This is a genomic window from Euzebya pacifica (assembly GCF_003344865.1).
Taxonomy (GTDB): Bacteria; Actinomycetota; Nitriliruptoria; order Euzebyales; family Euzebyaceae; genus Euzebya; species Euzebya pacifica.
In genome coordinates this window covers 4659398-4675326 of sequence record NZ_CP031165.1, presented here as the reverse complement: position 1 = coordinate 4675326, position 15929 = coordinate 4659398, and the positions used below count along the sequence as shown (strand labels likewise).

At 69.5% G+C, this 15929-nt stretch carries 17 protein-coding genes and 2 tRNA genes; 14 read left to right on the top strand and 5 right to left on the bottom strand.

The features are described 5' to 3' along the window. Positions 1-3: 3 nt before the first annotated feature. The 7 genes from DVS28_RS20055 to ispF all read left to right on the top strand — a co-directional run bounded on the left by DVS28_RS20055 (position 4) and on the right by ispF (position 6955). On the top strand, positions 4-1152 hold the full coding sequence (locus DVS28_RS20055) for a YihY/virulence factor BrkB family protein (RefSeq protein WP_114593050.1): 1149 nt from the start codon (positions 4-6) through the stop codon (positions 1150-1152). A 124-nt stretch (positions 1153-1276) separates the two neighbouring features. Then, the gene (gene nhaA, locus DVS28_RS20050; RefSeq protein ID WP_216826176.1) at positions 1277-2677 is read left to right on the top strand and encodes a Na+/H+ antiporter NhaA; all 1401 of its coding nucleotides are present in this window, start codon (positions 1277-1279) and stop codon (positions 2675-2677) included. Between the two features lie 86 nt (positions 2678-2763). After that, entirely contained in the window at positions 2764-3858 is a 1095-nt protein-coding gene (gene disA / locus DVS28_RS20045) for a DNA integrity scanning diadenylate cyclase DisA (RefSeq protein WP_114593049.1), read from the top strand. Between the two features lie 256 nt (positions 3859-4114). Next, positions 4115-4597 carry a CarD family transcriptional regulator gene (locus tag DVS28_RS20040; RefSeq protein WP_114593048.1) on the top strand — a complete coding sequence of 161 codons (483 nt, stop codon included), beginning with the start codon at positions 4115-4117 and terminating at the stop codon, positions 4595-4597. 47 nt (positions 4598-4644) lie between these two features. Then, the gene (locus tag DVS28_RS20035) at positions 4645-5766 is read left to right on the top strand and encodes a PIN/TRAM domain-containing protein (protein ID WP_114593047.1); all 1122 of its coding nucleotides are present in this window, start codon (positions 4645-4647) and stop codon (positions 5764-5766) included. Further along, positions 5763-6458: a 2-C-methyl-D-erythritol 4-phosphate cytidylyltransferase gene (gene ispD / locus DVS28_RS20030; RefSeq protein ID WP_216826174.1), complete on the top strand. Its 696-nt coding sequence runs from the start codon at positions 5763-5765 to the stop codon at positions 6456-6458. The genes DVS28_RS20035 and ispD overlap by 4 nt, the downstream gene beginning before the upstream one ends. Before the next feature lie 2 nt (positions 6459-6460). Next, positions 6461-6955, top strand: coding sequence for a 2-C-methyl-D-erythritol 2,4-cyclodiphosphate synthase (gene ispF, locus DVS28_RS20025; RefSeq protein ID WP_114594293.1), 495 nt, complete (start codon positions 6461-6463; stop codon positions 6953-6955). Here ispF and DVS28_RS20020 read toward each other — a convergent pair. Further along, positions 6952-7161, bottom strand: coding sequence for a hypothetical protein (locus DVS28_RS20020; protein WP_164710812.1), 210 nt, complete (start codon positions 7159-7161; stop codon positions 6952-6954). The two genes, ispF and DVS28_RS20020, sit on opposite strands and share 4 nt — an antisense overlap. A 174-nt stretch (positions 7162-7335) precedes the next feature. On the opposite strand from DVS28_RS20020, the gene rlmB reads away from it, so the two are divergent. The 4 genes from rlmB (at position 7336) to pepN (ending at position 12283) form a co-directional block, all read left to right on the top strand. Then, entirely contained in the window at positions 7336-8130 is a 795-nt protein-coding gene (gene rlmB, locus DVS28_RS20015) for a 23S rRNA (guanosine(2251)-2'-O)-methyltransferase RlmB (protein WP_164710811.1), read from the top strand. A 256-nt stretch (positions 8131-8386) separates the two neighbouring features. After that, positions 8387-9019: an RNA polymerase sporulation sigma factor SigH gene (sigH, locus tag DVS28_RS20010; protein ID WP_114593044.1), complete on the top strand. Its 633-nt coding sequence runs from the start codon at positions 8387-8389 to the stop codon at positions 9017-9019. Between the two features lie 102 nt (positions 9020-9121). Beyond that, positions 9122-9685: a hypothetical protein gene (locus DVS28_RS20005; protein ID WP_114593043.1), complete on the top strand. Its 564-nt coding sequence runs from the start codon at positions 9122-9124 to the stop codon at positions 9683-9685. A gap of 84 nt (positions 9686-9769) precedes the next feature. Continuing rightward, positions 9770-12283 (top strand): aminopeptidase N, encoded by a 2514-nt coding sequence (pepN, locus tag DVS28_RS20000; protein WP_114593042.1) that lies wholly within the window; start codon positions 9770-9772, stop codon positions 12281-12283. A 36-nt stretch (positions 12284-12319) separates the two neighbouring features. On the opposite strand, the gene DVS28_RS19995 is transcribed toward pepN, so the two are convergent. Beyond that, positions 12320-12877, bottom strand: coding sequence for a LytR C-terminal domain-containing protein (locus DVS28_RS19995; protein WP_114593041.1), 558 nt, complete (start codon positions 12875-12877; stop codon positions 12320-12322). A gap of 14 nt (positions 12878-12891) precedes the next feature. Next, positions 12892-13656: an SURF1 family protein gene (locus tag DVS28_RS19990; RefSeq protein ID WP_164710810.1), complete on the bottom strand. Its 765-nt coding sequence runs from the start codon at positions 13654-13656 to the stop codon at positions 12892-12894. A 67-nt stretch (positions 13657-13723) separates the two neighbouring features. On the opposite strand from DVS28_RS19990, the gene DVS28_RS19985 reads away from it, so the two are divergent. After that, positions 13724-14593, top strand: coding sequence for an alpha/beta fold hydrolase (locus DVS28_RS19985; RefSeq protein ID WP_164710809.1), 870 nt, complete (start codon positions 13724-13726; stop codon positions 14591-14593). Between the two features lie 30 nt (positions 14594-14623). Here DVS28_RS19985 and DVS28_RS19980 read toward each other — a convergent pair. Next, positions 14624-14696 (bottom strand) — tRNA-Thr (locus tag DVS28_RS19980). A 35-nt stretch (positions 14697-14731) separates the two neighbouring features. Continuing rightward, positions 14732-14809, bottom strand: a tRNA-Thr gene (locus DVS28_RS19975). 183 nt (positions 14810-14992) lie between these two features. Between DVS28_RS19975 and DVS28_RS19970 the strand changes: the two genes are divergently transcribed. Both DVS28_RS19970 and DVS28_RS19965 read left to right on the top strand, forming a co-directional pair. Further along, complete coding sequence (locus DVS28_RS19970) at positions 14993-15301, top strand: DUF3263 domain-containing protein (protein WP_114593039.1); 309 nt, start codon at positions 14993-14995, stop codon at positions 15299-15301. A 65-nt stretch (positions 15302-15366) separates the two neighbouring features. After that, a complete protein-coding gene (locus DVS28_RS19965) occupies positions 15367-15897 on the top strand; it encodes a LytR C-terminal domain-containing protein (RefSeq protein WP_216826173.1) in 531 nt (176 codons plus the stop codon). The last annotated feature ends 32 nt before the right edge of the window (positions 15898-15929 follow it).

The following is a 15929-nucleotide window of genomic DNA, read 5'->3' as shown; positions in this document are numbered from 1 at the left end:
GAGATGGCAGGGACGACAGCGCAGGCGCTCGACGAGCGGTCCTGGTGGAAGCTCGGCGGTGACGGCTGGCGCACGGTGCTGCGCAACACCGGCCAGGAGTTCAAGGACGACGAGGTGTCCAACCTCGCCGCGGTGGTCACCCTCCGGATCGTGCTGGCCCTCGTGCCCAGCCTCATCGCCGCAGTCGCCATCGCCGCCCAGGTCGTGTCCACCGCCGACATCCAGAAGCTGGTCGAGGCCGCGGGCGACCTGATCCCCGGCAGCGCCAGGGACTTCGTCGAGGACGCGCTGCAGACGGCCCTGCAGAACCTCCAGGAGGACGGGACCGTTGCGCTGGTCATCTCCATCGGCGCCGGGCTGTTCGCTGCCAGCGGTGCGGCCGCGGCCCTGATCAACGCCCTGAACAAGGCCTACGACCGCAAGGAGGACCGTGGCTTCGTCGGGCTGCGGTTGACCTCGCTCGGCGTCATCGGGGCCCTTGCGCTGGCGCTGGCAGGCATGTTCGTCGCCATCGTCTTCGGTCCGACACTCCTGGAGCTCGTCCTGCCACAGGAGGTGCTCGACTCGCCGTTCCGCCTGCTGATCGGGCTGGGGCGCTACGTCGCCGCGATCACAATCCTGATGCTCTTCTTCGGGTTTGCGTTCTGGTTCGGGCCCAACCGCGATCGACCGAAGCTGCGCTTCCTCACCCCCGGTGCCGTCCTGGGCGTGGGGGGATGGCTGCTGCTGAGCTTCCTGTTCGGCCTCTACGTCAGCTTCTCCCAGACCTATGCCGCCACCTACGGGGCCTTCGCCGGGGTGATCGTCCTCCTCGTCTGGCTGAACTACTCCTTCACCGTGCTGCTCATGGGTGCCGAGCTCGACCACGAGATCGAGCGGTACCTGACTCCCGATGCGGCCGAGACCCCCGCGGGCGCTGCCGCGCACGACCACGACGACGCGCACGACCCCGACGACGTCACCGCTGACATGCCACGCCATCCGGGCCTGGTAGCCGCTGCGGCGGGTTCGGGTTCCGGGACCACCGAGGGTGACTCGACCGATGTCGAGGGGTCGACGGCCGGCTTGGTCGTCCCACCCCTCCAGGGTGTGGCCGCGGCAACGCCCGGGGCCGCGCTGGCCGCCCGGGCATGGCGTCGTTACCTCCGCTGAATCCCCCGAACCGTGGGCACTGAGCTTCTACTGGATCACCCCCGCACGCTAAGCTCGGCGGGGTGCATGCCGACCAGATTCCGACGGCCTGAATGTGCGGGCCCAGCGCAATCAGGAGCCTGCAGTGTCGGACACGATCACCCGCGGTGAAGATGTGACCAGCGACCTCGACAAGAAGACCGAACCGGCCTCGAGCCTCAGTCGGTCGTACGCAGACAGCGACCGGATCAGCGCACGAAGGATCGTGCAGCCGCTCCAGCAGTTCCTGCACACCGAGGCCTCGGGCGGCATCGTCCTCGTCCTCGCGGCAGCGGTCGCGCTCATCTGGGCTAACGGTCCGTTCGCGGAGAGCTACCACGCGTTCGTCGACCACCACATCACGATCGACCTGGGCTTCCTCGTCCTCGACGAGTCCGTGGAGCACTGGATCAACGACCTGCTGATGGCGGTGTTCTTCTTCGTCGCAGGCCTGGAGATCAAGCGCGAGCTGGTCCACGGTGACCTGAAGGACCCTCGCCGCGCCGCGCTGCCCATCGCCGCGGCGTTCGGTGGGATGATCATCCCCGCGCTGCTCTACGTCGGCATCAACCTCGGTGGCGAGGGGGCGAACGGCTGGGGCATCCCCATGGCCACCGACATCGCCTTCGCCGTCGGGATCCTGGCGCTGGTCGGCAAGCGAGCGCCTGCCAGCCTGCGCGTCTTCCTGCTGACCCTTGCGATCGTCGACGACATCGGCGCGATCCTGGTCATCGCCGTCTTCTACACCTCCAGCCTGAACTTCGGTTGGCTCGGGGCCGCAGCCCTCGCCGTCGTGGCGATCGTGGTCCTCCAGCGCCTGAAGGTCTACGCGATCGTCCCCTACGTCCTGCTAGCCGCGTTCCTGTGGCTCGCCGTCTTCGAGTCCGGCGTCCACGCCACCATCGCCGGTGTGATCCTCGGGCTGCTGACCCCCGCCTTCCCCCTGCACCCGCCCTCGGCGGTCCTGGGCCTGATCCACGACCGGCTCACCCGCCTGCGTTCGCGGCCGGAGGACGGCGTCGCCGACGAGACCGAGCAGAACGAGCTGGAGAACATCGCGGTCGTCTCCCGCGACGCGGTGTCCCCCCTGCGCATCTGGGAGCACCGCCTGCACCCGTGGTCGGCCTTCGTGATCCTTCCGTTGTTCGCGCTGGCCAACGCCGGTGTGGAGCTGTCGGGTGACTCCTTCGGCGCCCTCCTGACCGACCCCGTGCCGCTGGGCGTCATCGTCGGCCTGGTGCTCGGCAAGCCGCTGGGTGTCATGGCGGCGTCCTTCCTCGTCATCCGTTCGGGCGTGGCGAAGCTGCCGCGTGGCGTGGGCTGGCTGGAGATGGCCGGTGTCGGCCTGCTGGCCGGCGTCGGGTTCACCGTGTCGATCTTCATCTCCGGACTGGCGTTCAGCGACCCGGTGCTCGTCGACGAGGCCAAGGTCGGCATCCTCGCGGCGTCCATCACCGCAGGCATCCTCGGCTACACGGCCCTGGCCGCGCGCAAGACGACTGCCTGACGATCCCGCAACCGCGGGTCGTCCGCACACGTCTCGGGCAGGGTTGAGCGATCACCCTGCCCGACGTCGTGCGAGGCGTGGGTATCATGGCCGCGGTCGAGAGAGGGAGAGCTGTGGCAGAACGTGACGATGCCCTGGTGGACATGCTCCAGCAGGTCGCACCAGGAACGGTTCTGCGCGCGGGAATCGAGCGGATCATCAAGGCCGGAAAGGGCGCCCTGATCGTCCTTGGCTACGACAAGCAGATGGAGGAGCTGCGGTCCGGCGGCTTCCAGCTGAAGGCCAAGCTGACGGCCCAGCACCTGTCGGAGGTCGCCAAGATGGACGGCGCCATCCTCATCGACAACGCCTGCGAGAACATCCTGTGGGCCAACGTCCACCTCGTGCCCGACTCCGGCATCCCCACGATGGAAACGGGTACCCGGCACCGCACCGCCGATCGCATGGCGAAGCAGACCAACATCCCGGTCATCAGCGTGTCGGAGTCCATGCAGATCGTCTCGGTCTACGTCGGCGGTCACAAGCACGTGCTGGAGGAGCTGTCCTCCATCATGTTCCGCGCGAACCAGGCCCTTGCCACCCTCGAGCGGTACCGCAACCGCCTCGACGAGGTGTCGGCGGCCCTCTCCGCCCTGGAGATCGAGAACGTCGTCACGCTCGGCAACGTGGTGCAGGTCCTGCAGCGCGCCGAACGCGTCGCCCGCATCTCCGAGGAGATCGAGCACGCGGTCGCAGAGCTCGGCACCGAGGGTCGGCTCCTCCAGCTGCAGCTCGACGAGCTCCTGCTGGGCGTGGAGTCCGAACGCGAGCTCGTGGTCGCCGACTACCTCGCCGACCGTCGCCGCAAGGTCTCCAAGGTCATGGAGTCCCTGGCCGCGCTCGACGACGCCGAGCTGCTGGAGCACGGCAAGGTCGCTCGGGCCCTGGGCTACTCCCCGGCCGAACAGGGCGACGAACGTCCGGTCACGGCCCGCGGGTACCGGCTGCTGTCGCGCATCCCTCGCCTGCCCGATCAGATCGTGGAGAAGCTGGTGGACAAGTTCTCCAGCGTCGACCACCTGCTCGACGCCACCCTGGAGGACCTCGGTACGGTCGACGGCATAGGTGAGACGCGCGCCCGGGCGATCAAGGAAGGCCTCGCCCGCCTGGCCGAGTCCAGCATCCTCGAACGATACGCCTGACCCATCGGCCATTGACAACGACGCACATGACGTTGTGTCCCAAGGTTCTTTCGGAGGGTGTGCGAACCGTCCGTCGAAGCGGGTCCGTTCATGACGGGTTCACCGCTTCGTAGGCGTCTGACCAGCACTTTTGATTTGGTTGCCCCTCCTGTTCCGTGGTACAGTAAGGGTTCGCACTAGTCGGCTCGGATCAGCTCAGGCTGCCCGCCGACCAGCCGCGAGAAACGTCCACCCGAGTCGGACAGGGGAAGTGCATATGACCTACACCGTTGGCGACACTGTTGTGTATCCGCATCACGGCGCCGCAGTGATCGAGCGTGAGGAGACGCGGAAGCTGCTGGGGGAGGAACGGTCATATCTGGTCCTGCGACTGACCTACGGAGACCTGACGATCAAGGTCCCGGCTGACCAGACGGACGAGGTCGGCATCCGCCAGGTGTGCGATGACGCACAGATCAAGAAGGTCATCGAGGTCCTCTCGATGCGCGGGGCGAAGGTCCCGACCAACTGGTCGCGTCGCTTCAAGGCGAACAACGAGAAGCTCAAGGGCGGCGACATCATGAGGGTTTCCGAGGTCGTTCGTGACCTTGCCCTCCGCGAGTGCGACAAGGGCCTCAGCGCCGGGGAGAAGCGCATGCTCTCCAAGGCCCGGCAGGTGCTCGTGTCCGAGCTCGCTGCTGCACTCGACAAGTCCGACGAGGACGCCGAGGCCTACCTCGACGACGTCCTCACCGCGTAGGGCTCACGCCCACGTCAGCGAACACCCCGCCCGGAGACGGTTCAGACATGGCACGGTCCTCGTCTGACGTCCCGGGCGGCGTCGTTTTCGTCGAGCTGATCCGGCTGGCGGTGGTGGTCCTCGCGACCGCCGTTGCCCTGGACGTCTCCGCCCGCATGGGGGCCGACGAAGGGGCGGGTCAGCTCGTCCTGACGGCACTCGGCGCAGGCGTCGGCTACGTCGTCGGCGGGGTCCTCGGCCGGTTCGCCCAGGGACGGATCTCCGACGTCGAGCAGACGCTGCAGGAGGTGTCGGCCAGCGAGATCGTGGCCGGCACGGCCGGCATGCTGCTGGGGCTCGTCATCGCCGCCGGGGTCACCTGGCCGGTGCTGTTGTTCGGCGGCAAGGCCTTCACCGTCCCGATGGCGGTCATCGTGATGGCGACGATGGCGTGGGCCGGGATGCGCCTCGGACGCAGCCGTGCCGGCGACCTCCTGCGGTTCCTCGGCGCTGGTGGGCGCCTGCCCTCCAGCAGCGGCCGGGCACGTGGATCCGCCTACAAGCTCATCGACACGTCCGCGCTGGTCGATGGTCGCCTGGTCGACGTCTGCCGTGGTGGATGGATGGAGGGGATCCTGCTCGTCCCGGAGTTCGTCCTCTACGAGCTGCAGGGTCTGGCTGACTCCGCCGAACCGGAACGACGGGGGAGGGGACAGCGCGGCCTCGACGCCCTGGCCTCGCTCCAGCGCCTGTCCTCGATCGGTGTCGAGGTGCTGGAGGACGACCCCGGTGGGGAGGAGGTCGACACCAAGCTGCTGAAGCTCGCCCGCCTTCGCAACACACCGTTGGTGACGACGGACGGCAACCTCGCACGCGTCGCAGAGGTCCAGGGCATCCCGGTGCGAAACCTCCACAGCCTTGCCGAGAGCCTCCGTCCGCCGGTGCTGCCCGGACAGGTGCTGCCGCTCACCGTGGCGAAGCGCGGACGAGAGGAGGGGCAGGGTGTCGGCTACCTGCCCGACGGCACCATGGTGGTCGTCGAGCAGACCGCCGACCGCATCGGTGAGGCCCTGTCGGTGGAGGTGACCAGCATCGTGTCGACCTCACGTGGCCGGATGCTCTTCGCGTCGTTGCTCGAGGCCGACGATCCGACGCCGCGGCCACGGCTTCTGCGGGGCGACGCCGGGTGACGGCCGGCCCGGCCATCCGCGTCGGGCTCGTGATCGTGGCCGCAGGTTCGGGCACACGGCTCGGCCACGACCATCCCAAGGCGTTCGTGCGCCTCGGCGGACGCAGCCTGCTCGCCCATGCCCTCGACCGCCTCGCGTCGGCTGCCCACGAAGTCGTCGTCGTGGGACCACCCGGCCACATGGCCGAGGCCGGGGTCCAGGTCGAGCGGTCGGGAACCGCAGCACGGATCGTTCCCGGCGGGGCCACCCGGACCGGCTCGGTGGCTGCCGGCATCGACGCGTTGGGGTCGGTGGACGTGATCGCGGTCCACGACGCTGCCCGCCCGCTGGTGGATGCCGCGGCCCTGCGCCGGGCCGTCGCCGCCGTGGTGGGTGGCGCCGACGCGTCGGCCCCGGCCCTGCCGGTCACCGACACCCTGAAGGAAGTCGCCGACGGTGAGGTGGTGACCCGCACCGTGGACCGCTCGGCCCTGCGAGCCGTGCAGACCCCGCAGGTGTTCCGCGCCGACGTGCTGCGTGCCGCCCACGCCCGAGGCGACGACGCCACCGACGACCTCGCGCTCGTCGAGGCGGGCGGTGGCACGGTCGTGTTGGTCCCGGGTCGCGCCCGCTACCTGAAAGTGACCTATCCAGACGACCTGCTGCTTGCCGAGGCCTTCCTGGCCTCTGGTGAACCCGAGGAGCCCGAGTGACCATCCGCATCGGCCAGGGCGTGGACGTCCACGCGTTCGCCACCGACGACCGTCCGCTCGTGCTGGGCGGCGTGGTCATCCCCGGGGCCACGGGCCTGGCTGGTCACAGCGACGCCGACGTGGTCCTGCACGCCGTCGTCGATGCGCTGCTCGGTGCGGTCGCCATGGGTGACATCGGGGGGCTGGTGGGCGTGGACGAACCCGAGACGAAGGGGGCCGACAGCGCAACCTTCGTCGCCCGCGCGCGGGAGCGACTGACTGCGGATGGCTGGCGGACGGTCAACGTCGACGCCACCGTCCTGGCCCAGCAGCCGCGCCTCGCCGCACACATCCCGTCCATGCGGCAAGCGACGGCCGAGGCCCTGGGGATGCCGCTCGATGCGGTGTCGGTCAAGGCAACGACGACCGACCGCCTGGGCCTTGTCGGGCGCGGCGAAGGGATCGCCTGTACGGCCGTCGTCCTCGTGGAACGCCTGCCTGGTCGTGCTCCGGACTAGAGGACGACCAACGCGAGCAGGCCGAGGACGGCCAGGCCGGAGAGCAACGCGAACGCGAGGCGTTGCAGCCGCTGGTTGCGGTGGAAGTTCGTGGTGGAGAAGCCGAACGCCTGGCGCTCGACGCGCCGGATGACCTGCTCCTGCCGCATGCGTGACAGGACGTTCTGACGAGGCGGGGTGTAGTCCATCACCCTCTCATCGGTCACGACCGACCCACCCTTGAATACTTTCTGTAATGCACCAACACGTGCCGTATCCGCCTGTTCTCGCCGTCCCCGCGGTCAACGACCAAGGATACCGGCCTTCCACGCCTTGGGTCGTACGTCACGCTGCGTGCTGACGCGCACACGCCAGCCGGATCCTGGTCGTACGGTGGAGGCGTGAGCCCACGCAACCGTCGACCAGCGCGCCCCGACCCCAGCCGATCCCAGGAAGGCCGTGGTGGACCGGGACGTTCCGACCGCTACGTGATCCCCGGGCGACAACCGGTCCGCGAGGCGATCCGGGCAGGTCGAGACCTCGAGGCAGTCATCATCGACACCCGGCAGGTCGACGCGCTCGCGGACCTCGCGCAGGCCGCAGCCGATGCCGGGGTGACGCTGCGGACCGCGAGCAGGGACGAGCTCGACGGGCTGACGGGCGAGGTCCGCCACCAGGGGGTCGTTGCCCTTGCGGGCCCCTTCGCCTACGCGTCCATGGACCGCCTGGCGACGGCAGACCTCGTCCTCGTCCTCGACGGCGTGACCGATCCGCGCAACCTCGGTGCCATCGCACGCGTGGCCGAGCAGGCGGGTGCAGGGGGCATCGTGATCCGCTCCAAGCGCGCGGCGTCGCCATCCCCGGCGGCCGAGAAGGCCGCCGCCGGCGCGCTGTCCTGGGTGCCCGTCGTCGTCGCGACCAACATCACCCGTGCGGTCGAGGAGCTGCGCGACCACGGCCTGTGGTCCCTGGGGCTCGCCGGAGAGGCGCCACGGACGGTGTGGGACGAACCGCTGCTGGACGAACGCGTGGCGCTCGTCATCGGTGAGGAGGGTGCGGGCCTGTCCCGCCTGGTCGCCGAGCGCGTGGATGCCCTGGTCTCCATCCCCATGGCCGGGCGGCTGGACTCGCTGAACGCCGCGACGGCAACGGCGGTCACCGCCTTCGAGTGGTCGCGCCGTCATCACGGCAAGTAGTCGGTTGTTGCAGTGGGTGCGCGTTTGTTCACGCCGACGAGCGGTTGGCGCGCGATGCCCTCGTGATGGATCCCAACGCTGTCATGGACGGCTCGTGACTCTTACGGTATTTTGCCAGTGACTAGTCGTGACTACGTAAACTCTCGGCAACGCGCTGCCAACGGGGGTTTGCAGTTGCTGAGAACCGCCGCAGTACCAGCCGCCGCTCATGGAGGGCAACTTGCCGCCGACAGCAGTACCCAGCCAGAGGACCAGCATGGGTTCGCCGACCCCGTTCGGAGGTGCTGCAGCCAGCGACGAGGAGCTCGTCTCCAGGACCTGGAACGGGGACTCTCAGGCGCTCGACGAGCTGCTCGACCGTTACCGCGGGTTCGTGCGCATGAAGGCCCGCTCCTACTTCCTCGTCGGGGCGGATCGGGAAGACGTGGTCCAGGAGGGCATGGTGGGCCTGTACAAGGCCATCCGTGACTACGACCCGTCCCACGAGGCGTCCTTCCGCGGTTTCGCCGAGCTCTGCGTCGTCAGGCAGATCATCACGGCCATCAAGACCGCGACCCGCCAGAAGCACGCCCCGCTGAACTCCTATGTGTCGCTGCACGCGAAGGTCAGCGACGAGGACTCCGACACCGAGCTCGGTGAGCAGTTCGACGGGGGCGAGGACCCGGCCGACAGCATCGTGCAGCGCGGCGAGATGGCCTCGATCCGCAGCTACTTCGGGCAGATCCTGTCCGACCTCGAGGCCGAGGTGCTGCAGCGCTACCTCGACGGTGAGACCTACGCGGAGATCGCGGAGGGCCTCGAGCGTCAGGTCAAGTCCATCGACAACGCCATCCAGCGCATCAAGCGCAAGCTGGAGGGCTACCTCGAGGAGCGCAAGGTCCTGGTCTAGCCGCCGGTGGCGGATCCACGTTCGTGACACTGAGTGCATGGACCTGAACCAGCAGTAGACGTCAGTCGCTGAGGGTGGCGGGCCGCGGTAGCGTCGGAAGACGTGACGCACCTGGACCACACCACGATCACCGATCGGCTCGAGCGCATCGCCCGCGCCATCGAGCTGGGGTGTGTCGCAGCCGACACCGCGCCGCGCTCCAGCGTGCAGCACGCGTTGGTGGACACCGTCTGGGAGGCAGTGGCCCTCGGTCACCAGCTGACCCGCGACGTTGCCTACGACGACCTGTGGAGCGAGCTCGACGGCCTGCTGGCCCGCTGGGACCAGATCCGTGGGTGTGCCGAGGCCGTCGCGCTGATCGACGGGGCCGTCATCGCTGCCGCCGTCGCCGCAGCCGACATCGTCGAGACGCTCACCGTCCTGCGGGACGCCATCGACACCATCGACAACACGCAGCTGGTGCTGGCCGCGCGGCCGGGGGAACAACCCGCCACGATCCAGCTGATGAGCGCCATGGCCGCGCTGGAGTCCGCTGGGGACCGGGCCTTCGTGGCCGCACTCGGCAACGACGTCCTCGGTCGGCTCGACGCTGCCATGGCGCTGCTGACCACCTGTGCGGCACGGGCGAGCCGCGAACGGACGATCGCTCGCACGCGCCGTCGCTGACCACGTCGCTCGGCCGGTTGGCGCGGTAGCGCAGAGGGGTAGCCTGCAGAGCCAATCCCACCGCCCGCCGACCGAAGACACGCTTTGAACGCATCAAACCTGACCAGGGACGAAGCCGCCGCCCGCGCCGCCCTGATCCGGAACGTGGCCTACGAGATCGACCTCGACCTGACCGGGACCGAGGACGAGACCTTCACCTCCACGGTCCGCATCACCTTCGACAGCCTCGACCCGTCCGCCGAGACCTTTCTCGACCTGGCTGCCCGCCGCGTGGACTCCGTTGTCCTCAACGGGGCCGACGTCGAGGACGCATACGCCGACGGACGCATCCGGCTGGAGCGCCTCGACGAGCACAACGTGGTCGAGGTGTCCGCGCAGTGCGTCTACAGCCGATCCGGTGTGGGGATGCACCGCTTCGTGGACCCCGTCGACCAAGAGGTGTTCCTCTACACCCAGTTCGAGCCACAGGACGCCCACCGCGTCTACGCCTGCTTCGACCAGCCGGACCTGAAGGCGCCCATCACCATGTCGGCCACGGCGCCGGCCGGGTGGCAGGTCGTGTCCAACGCCCGAGTGGCCTCTCGGCCCGAGGAGGGCCAGGCCGGCCGCTGGATCTTCGAGCCGACCAAGCCGATCTCCACCTACATCTCCGCGCTCGTGGCCGGTCCCTACCACCGCGTGGACGCCCGCCACGGCGATGTCGAGCTCGGGATCTACTGCCGGAAGTCCATGGCCGAGTACCTCGACCCCGACGAGATCATCGAGCTGACCGGCCAGGGCCTCGACTGGTTCGCCGAGCAGTTCGACATGTCCTACCCGTTCGGCAAGTACGACCAGCTCTTCGTGCCCGAGTTCAACTTCGGTGCGATGGAGAACCCCGGCTGCGTCACGTTCAGCGAACGCTACGTCTTCCGTTCGAGGGTCACCCAAGCGGCCCGGCTGTCGCGTGCCAACACCATCCTCCACGAGATGGCCCACATGTGGTTCGGTGACCTCGTCACCATGCGCTGGTGGGACGACCTGTGGCTCAACGAGTCCTTCGCCACGTTCATGGCCCACAAGGCCGTCGCCGAGGCCACCCGCTTCGGGGACGACTCGTGGTCGGACTTCGCCCACTCGGTCAAGGCGTGGGCCTATCAGCAGGACCAGCTGCCCAGCACGCACCCGATCGTCGCCGACATCCTCGACACCGAGTCGGTGATGGCCAACTTCGACGGCATCACCTACGCCAAGGGCGCCAGCGTCCTCAAGCAGCTGCACGCATGGGTCGGGGAGGACGCCTTCGTCGAGGGCCTGCGAGACCACTTCCGGCGGCACGCATGGGACAACGCCGAGCTGGCGGACTTCCTCGACGCCCTGGAGGGGCCGTCGGGCCGGGCCCTGACCACCTGGTCGAAGTCGTGGCTCGAGACCGCTGGGGTGGCCACGCTGTCGGCCCGGATCGAGACCGACGACGAGGACGTGCTGACCACCGTCGAGGTGGCGCAGGTCGCCCCCTCCGCACACCCGACGCTGCGTCCTCACCGCCTCGGCATCGGCCTGTACGACACGGTGGACGGCGTGCTCGTGCGGGTCGACGCCGTCGAGGTCGACATCGACGGGGCCACGACCACGATCGAGGCCCTCGCGGGACGACCTCGGCCCGATCTCCTCCTGCTCAACGACGAGGACCTTGCCTACGCCAAGGTCCGCCTCGACAGCCGCTCGGTGGAGGCCCTGGAACGGTCCCTCGGGACAATGCCCGACGGGGTTGCCCGTGCGGTGGGCTGGGGGTCGTTGTGGGATGCCACCCGCGACGCGGAGCTGGCGGCCCGCCGGTTCGCCGACCTCGTCTGCGAGCACGGCCCGGTCGAGGCCGACGTCAGCGTCCTGCAGACCCTGCTCCGTCAGGCGTTCGCCTGCGCGGATCGCTACGGCGACCCCGACAACCGCGTCTCGCTCCGCGAGCGCATCGCCGCCGTCAGCCGAGCGGGCCTCGACCGGGCCGAACCCGGCAGCGACCGCCAGCTCATCTGGGCCAGGGCGGTCATCAGCTCGCGGACCGACGCCGACTTCGTGACCGGGCTGCTGGACGGGTCGGGCACCATCGATGGGCTCACCATCGACACCGACCTGCGATGGTTCGCCCTCGGCCACCTGGCGGCCATGGGGGAGGCAGATGCCAGCGCCATCGAACGCGAGCTGGAGCGGGACCCCACCGATGTCGGCCGCCGTGGGGCCGAGACGGCGCTGGCCGCACGACCCACCCCCGAGGCCAAGGCGGAGGCGTGGCGGCGGGCGATGGACACCAGCTCGGCCATGCACACGCGTCGGGCGGTGCTGCGTGGCTTCTGGCAGGTCGAGCAGGCCGATGTGCTGGCCGACTACGCAGGCAAGGCCTGGGTCGAGGCGCTGCCGTCGCTGTGGCACGAGGTCTCCGGTGAGGAGGGCCTGACGATGACCGAGGCGATCTACCCCCACCCCATGATCAGCGAGGACGTCGTTGCTGCCGCGGACAGGGCGGTCGAGGCAGACCTGCCGGGCATCGCCAAGCGCAGCGTGTCGGAGGGACGGGACGCCACGCAGCGCGCGCTGCGGGCCCGCCTCGTCGATCGCTGACCCTGCCGGTCGACGCCGGGTACCCGACGTCGGGTGTCAGAACTCGGTGCCGACCAGCACGTGGATGTCGACGCCTTCGCTGAGCCCCCGGTTGGCCTCCACGACCCTGAACCGGGGCTCGCGGGCGCGAAGGCCCTCGGCCTCGGCGATGTTGTCGGCGGTGTAGTACACCGTCGTCTCCACGACGTCGCGAGAGGAGGGGCTCCGCGCAACCACGTTGTAGCCCAGCTGCTCCAGCACCGCCTCCGCCTGGTCGACCCGTGCGCCGCCGCCACCCGCGTCCAGTACCTGGACCGTCGTCTCACCGGGGGGCTTGGCGGCCGCGATCAGCTGTTCGGGTGACTCCGTCGTCGGCACCTCGGTGGGTTCCAGCGGGGCGGCAGCGGTCTCGACCGGCGTGGGCGTCTCGGACGGTTCGGCCAGCTCGGACTCGCTGGCATCCAGCTCCGCCTGTGCGGCGGCGATGCTGGCGGCGTCGGGACGTTCCTCGGGCGACAGCGCCCAGGTCAGCCCGGCGTACAGGGCAAGCAGGAGCGCGCCCACGAACACCAGCCTGGCGGTGTTGAGGGCGATCAGTCGGATGAAGGTGTTCACGGCAGGTGCGGAGGCTACTTGTTCTGCAGCTCGCGGTCGGTCCGGCTGGACTCCACCTGCTGCTCGGGGGACGGCTGCCGGTCATCGGAGAGACGGCGGCGAAGCAGCAGCGGATAGCCGACCAGGCCGATGATCGTGAAGGCGAACCACTGGGCGGCGTAGTTCAGGTGGGGGCCCGCCTCGAGCACGGGCGGCTCGGCGGGTCGGGGCAGCACACCTTGCTCCCGGGCCTCCTCGTCGACGGTCTCCAGCCAGCCCTCGGTGATCAGGTCGTCCACCTGTCCCGACAGCACCGCCGTGTCGACGCTGCTGACCAGCGTGATGGTGCCGGTGTCGTCGGTCAGCACCTGTCGGGTGTCGAACGGGGTGCGGAGCCGCCCGATGACCGTGACCTCGCCCGTCGGAGGCGCCGGTAGCTCGCTGTCCAGCGGCATCCAGCCGCGGTTGACGAGCAGGGCCCGGCCGTCATCGAGGCGAAGGGGCGTCAGGACCTCGAACCCCGGGCGTTCGTTGCGCGATCGAGGCGCCAGCTGCAGCTGCTCGTCGCCATCGAAGGTGCCGGTGGCCGAGACTGGGAGGAGGTCGATGTCAGGCGACGCCAGCGCGTCGCCGACCGGGGCCGGCTCGCTCGCCAGCTGGGCCTCGACGCGCGTGTTCTCCTCAGCCTGTTCGTAGTGGCGGCGCACCTGCCACATGCCGAGGCTGACGAACGACACGGCGATCGCGATCACCACGAGATGGGTCAGCACCCAGCCGGGGCGCAGCAGCTGCTTGGGCATGGTTCCCACTGTAGGTGGACCGCCCCTGCCGGCGACCGGGCCGATCGGCGGCGATACTCGGCGGGCAGTGCCCACCGTTCCCACACCGCCTCCGATCCTCGAGCACCACGTCCGGCTGCCCGCCGGCCACGAGCTGTCGGTGCGCCAACGCGCTGGCGATCGGCGTCCGTTCCTGCTGGTGCACGGCCTGTCGTCCAACGCCCGCCTGTGGGACGGAGTCTCGGCGGCCCTCGCCGCAGCGGGCCACCGCGTCGTTGCCGTCGACCAGCGCGGTCACGGCAGGTCGGGGTCGGCCGATGGGGACATGTCCTACGACGCCGTGGCCGCTGACCTGGCTGCGCTGTGCGGTGTCCTCGAGCTCGAGCAGCCGGTGCTCGTCGGGCAGTCGTGGGGCGGCAACGTCGTCCTGGAAGCGGCCGCTCGGCACACCGACGCGTTTTCCGGGGTCGCCGCCGTCGACGGAGGGTTCATCGCCCTCGGTGAGGCCCACCCGACCCCGGAGGAGGCGTGGGCAGCGCTTCGTCCGCCGGCGCTGGCCGATCGGGCCCCGGGGGAGGTACGACAGCTCATCGCGCGTTCGGTGGAGGGGTGGCCGTCGGGCGCCCTCGACGCACAGATGGCCAACCTGCACCAGCACGCCGATGGCCGCGTCGAGCCGCGCCTGTCGCTGGACGCCCACGAAGCCATCGTGCGCGCGATGTGGGCCACCGACCCCTTCGCCCGCATGGCCGAGGTGAACGTGCCGACGCTGCTGCTGCCCGTCAACGGCGGTGAAGGGGAGTGGGCAGCGCGGAAGGCTGCCGGAGTCGACGAGGCGCTGCGACGCCTCCCCGAGGGCCGGGCCATCTGGCTGGACGGCGCCCACGACGTGCACCTGCAGCGCCCCGACGTCGTCGCCGACCACCTGCTGGCCCTCGGCCACCGGGTCGAGCAGTAGCGCCGGGAGCGAAAGAGCCGGGAGCGAGAGAGCCGGGAGCGAGAATCGAACTCGCGACATTCGCTTTACAAGAGCGACGCTCTGCCAACTGAGCTATCCCGGCGTGCGCGGAAAGGATAGCGGGCCGGGAGTGAGAAGAGCCGGGAGCGCTGTGACATTCGAGCTCGCGACATTCGCTTCACGAGAGCGACGCTCTGCCAACTGAGCTATCCCGGCGTGCGCGAAAGGATAGCGGGCCGGACGGGGGAGCCGAGTGGGTGGTGCGCGGAAAGGATGGCGGCCCCGCCTGACGGTCGTGGGCGTGCAAGGATGCGGTCGGGCCGGGGGCGGCGCTGTCGAGGTTCCTTCGGGGAACGGAACCGCCTGCCTACGATCGGGCGGCACCGGACAGGAGCGCACATGTCGAACACCCAGACCAGCGAAGCAGTCAAGCCCCTCACCTCCCGTGAGCGGGCGGTCCTGGCGTTCGAGCGCGACACCGCGGTGCGGGACGCCAACAAGCAGGAAGCCATCCGAGAGCACTTCGGCTTCACGCCGTCGTACTACTACGCCATCCTGGCCGATCTGCTGGACCGTCCCGAGGCTGAGGTCGCCGATCCGCTGCTGATCCGCCGACTTCGTCGCCGACGTGACCAACGGTCGTCGAGGGGTGACGCTGGGCTGTCCGAACAGGTCGGTCGTCCCGGCCGGCGCCCTGCCACGAAGTAGTGTCTGCGGGTATGGACGGATTCGACGACGGCCCGGCCGAGCCCGGAACCTCTATCGCAGCCCCTTTGATCCGCGCGCTGCTTGCTGCTGCGCTCGCGTTCGGCGTGTACTGGCTGGTCTTCCAGCCCGACCCCGCAGACGAGATGACGCTGGAGTCCACAGCTGCGCCCGATGTGGTCGCCACGGTCCCCGCCGAGCCGTCCTCGGCTGCGACGGTGCCCGAGATCACCTCCACCCCGACGCCACTGCCGTCGTTGACCGACGCCGAACCGCTGCCCGGTGATGGGGTCAGCGCGCAGCTCCTCAACGGCACCGACGACCAGGCGGCGTTCGACGACGTGGTGCAGACCCTCGTCGACCTCGGGTACGACGTGACGCAGTCCGGACGCGCGGCCAACGACTACGCCGAGACCACGATCTTCGCCACCGCGGGGCAGGAAGCCGAGGCTGCGGCGCTCGTTGCGGCAGACCCCCGCTTCACCACGATCGGTGACAACCCGGGCAACCTGACGACGGAGCTCGACATCCACATCGTCGTCGGGGCCGACTGGACCACCACCGAGTCGGCACCAGAGGATGGCGCCACCGAGGGCTAGTCCAAGATAGGCATTTCCCTGCACGCCTCGCG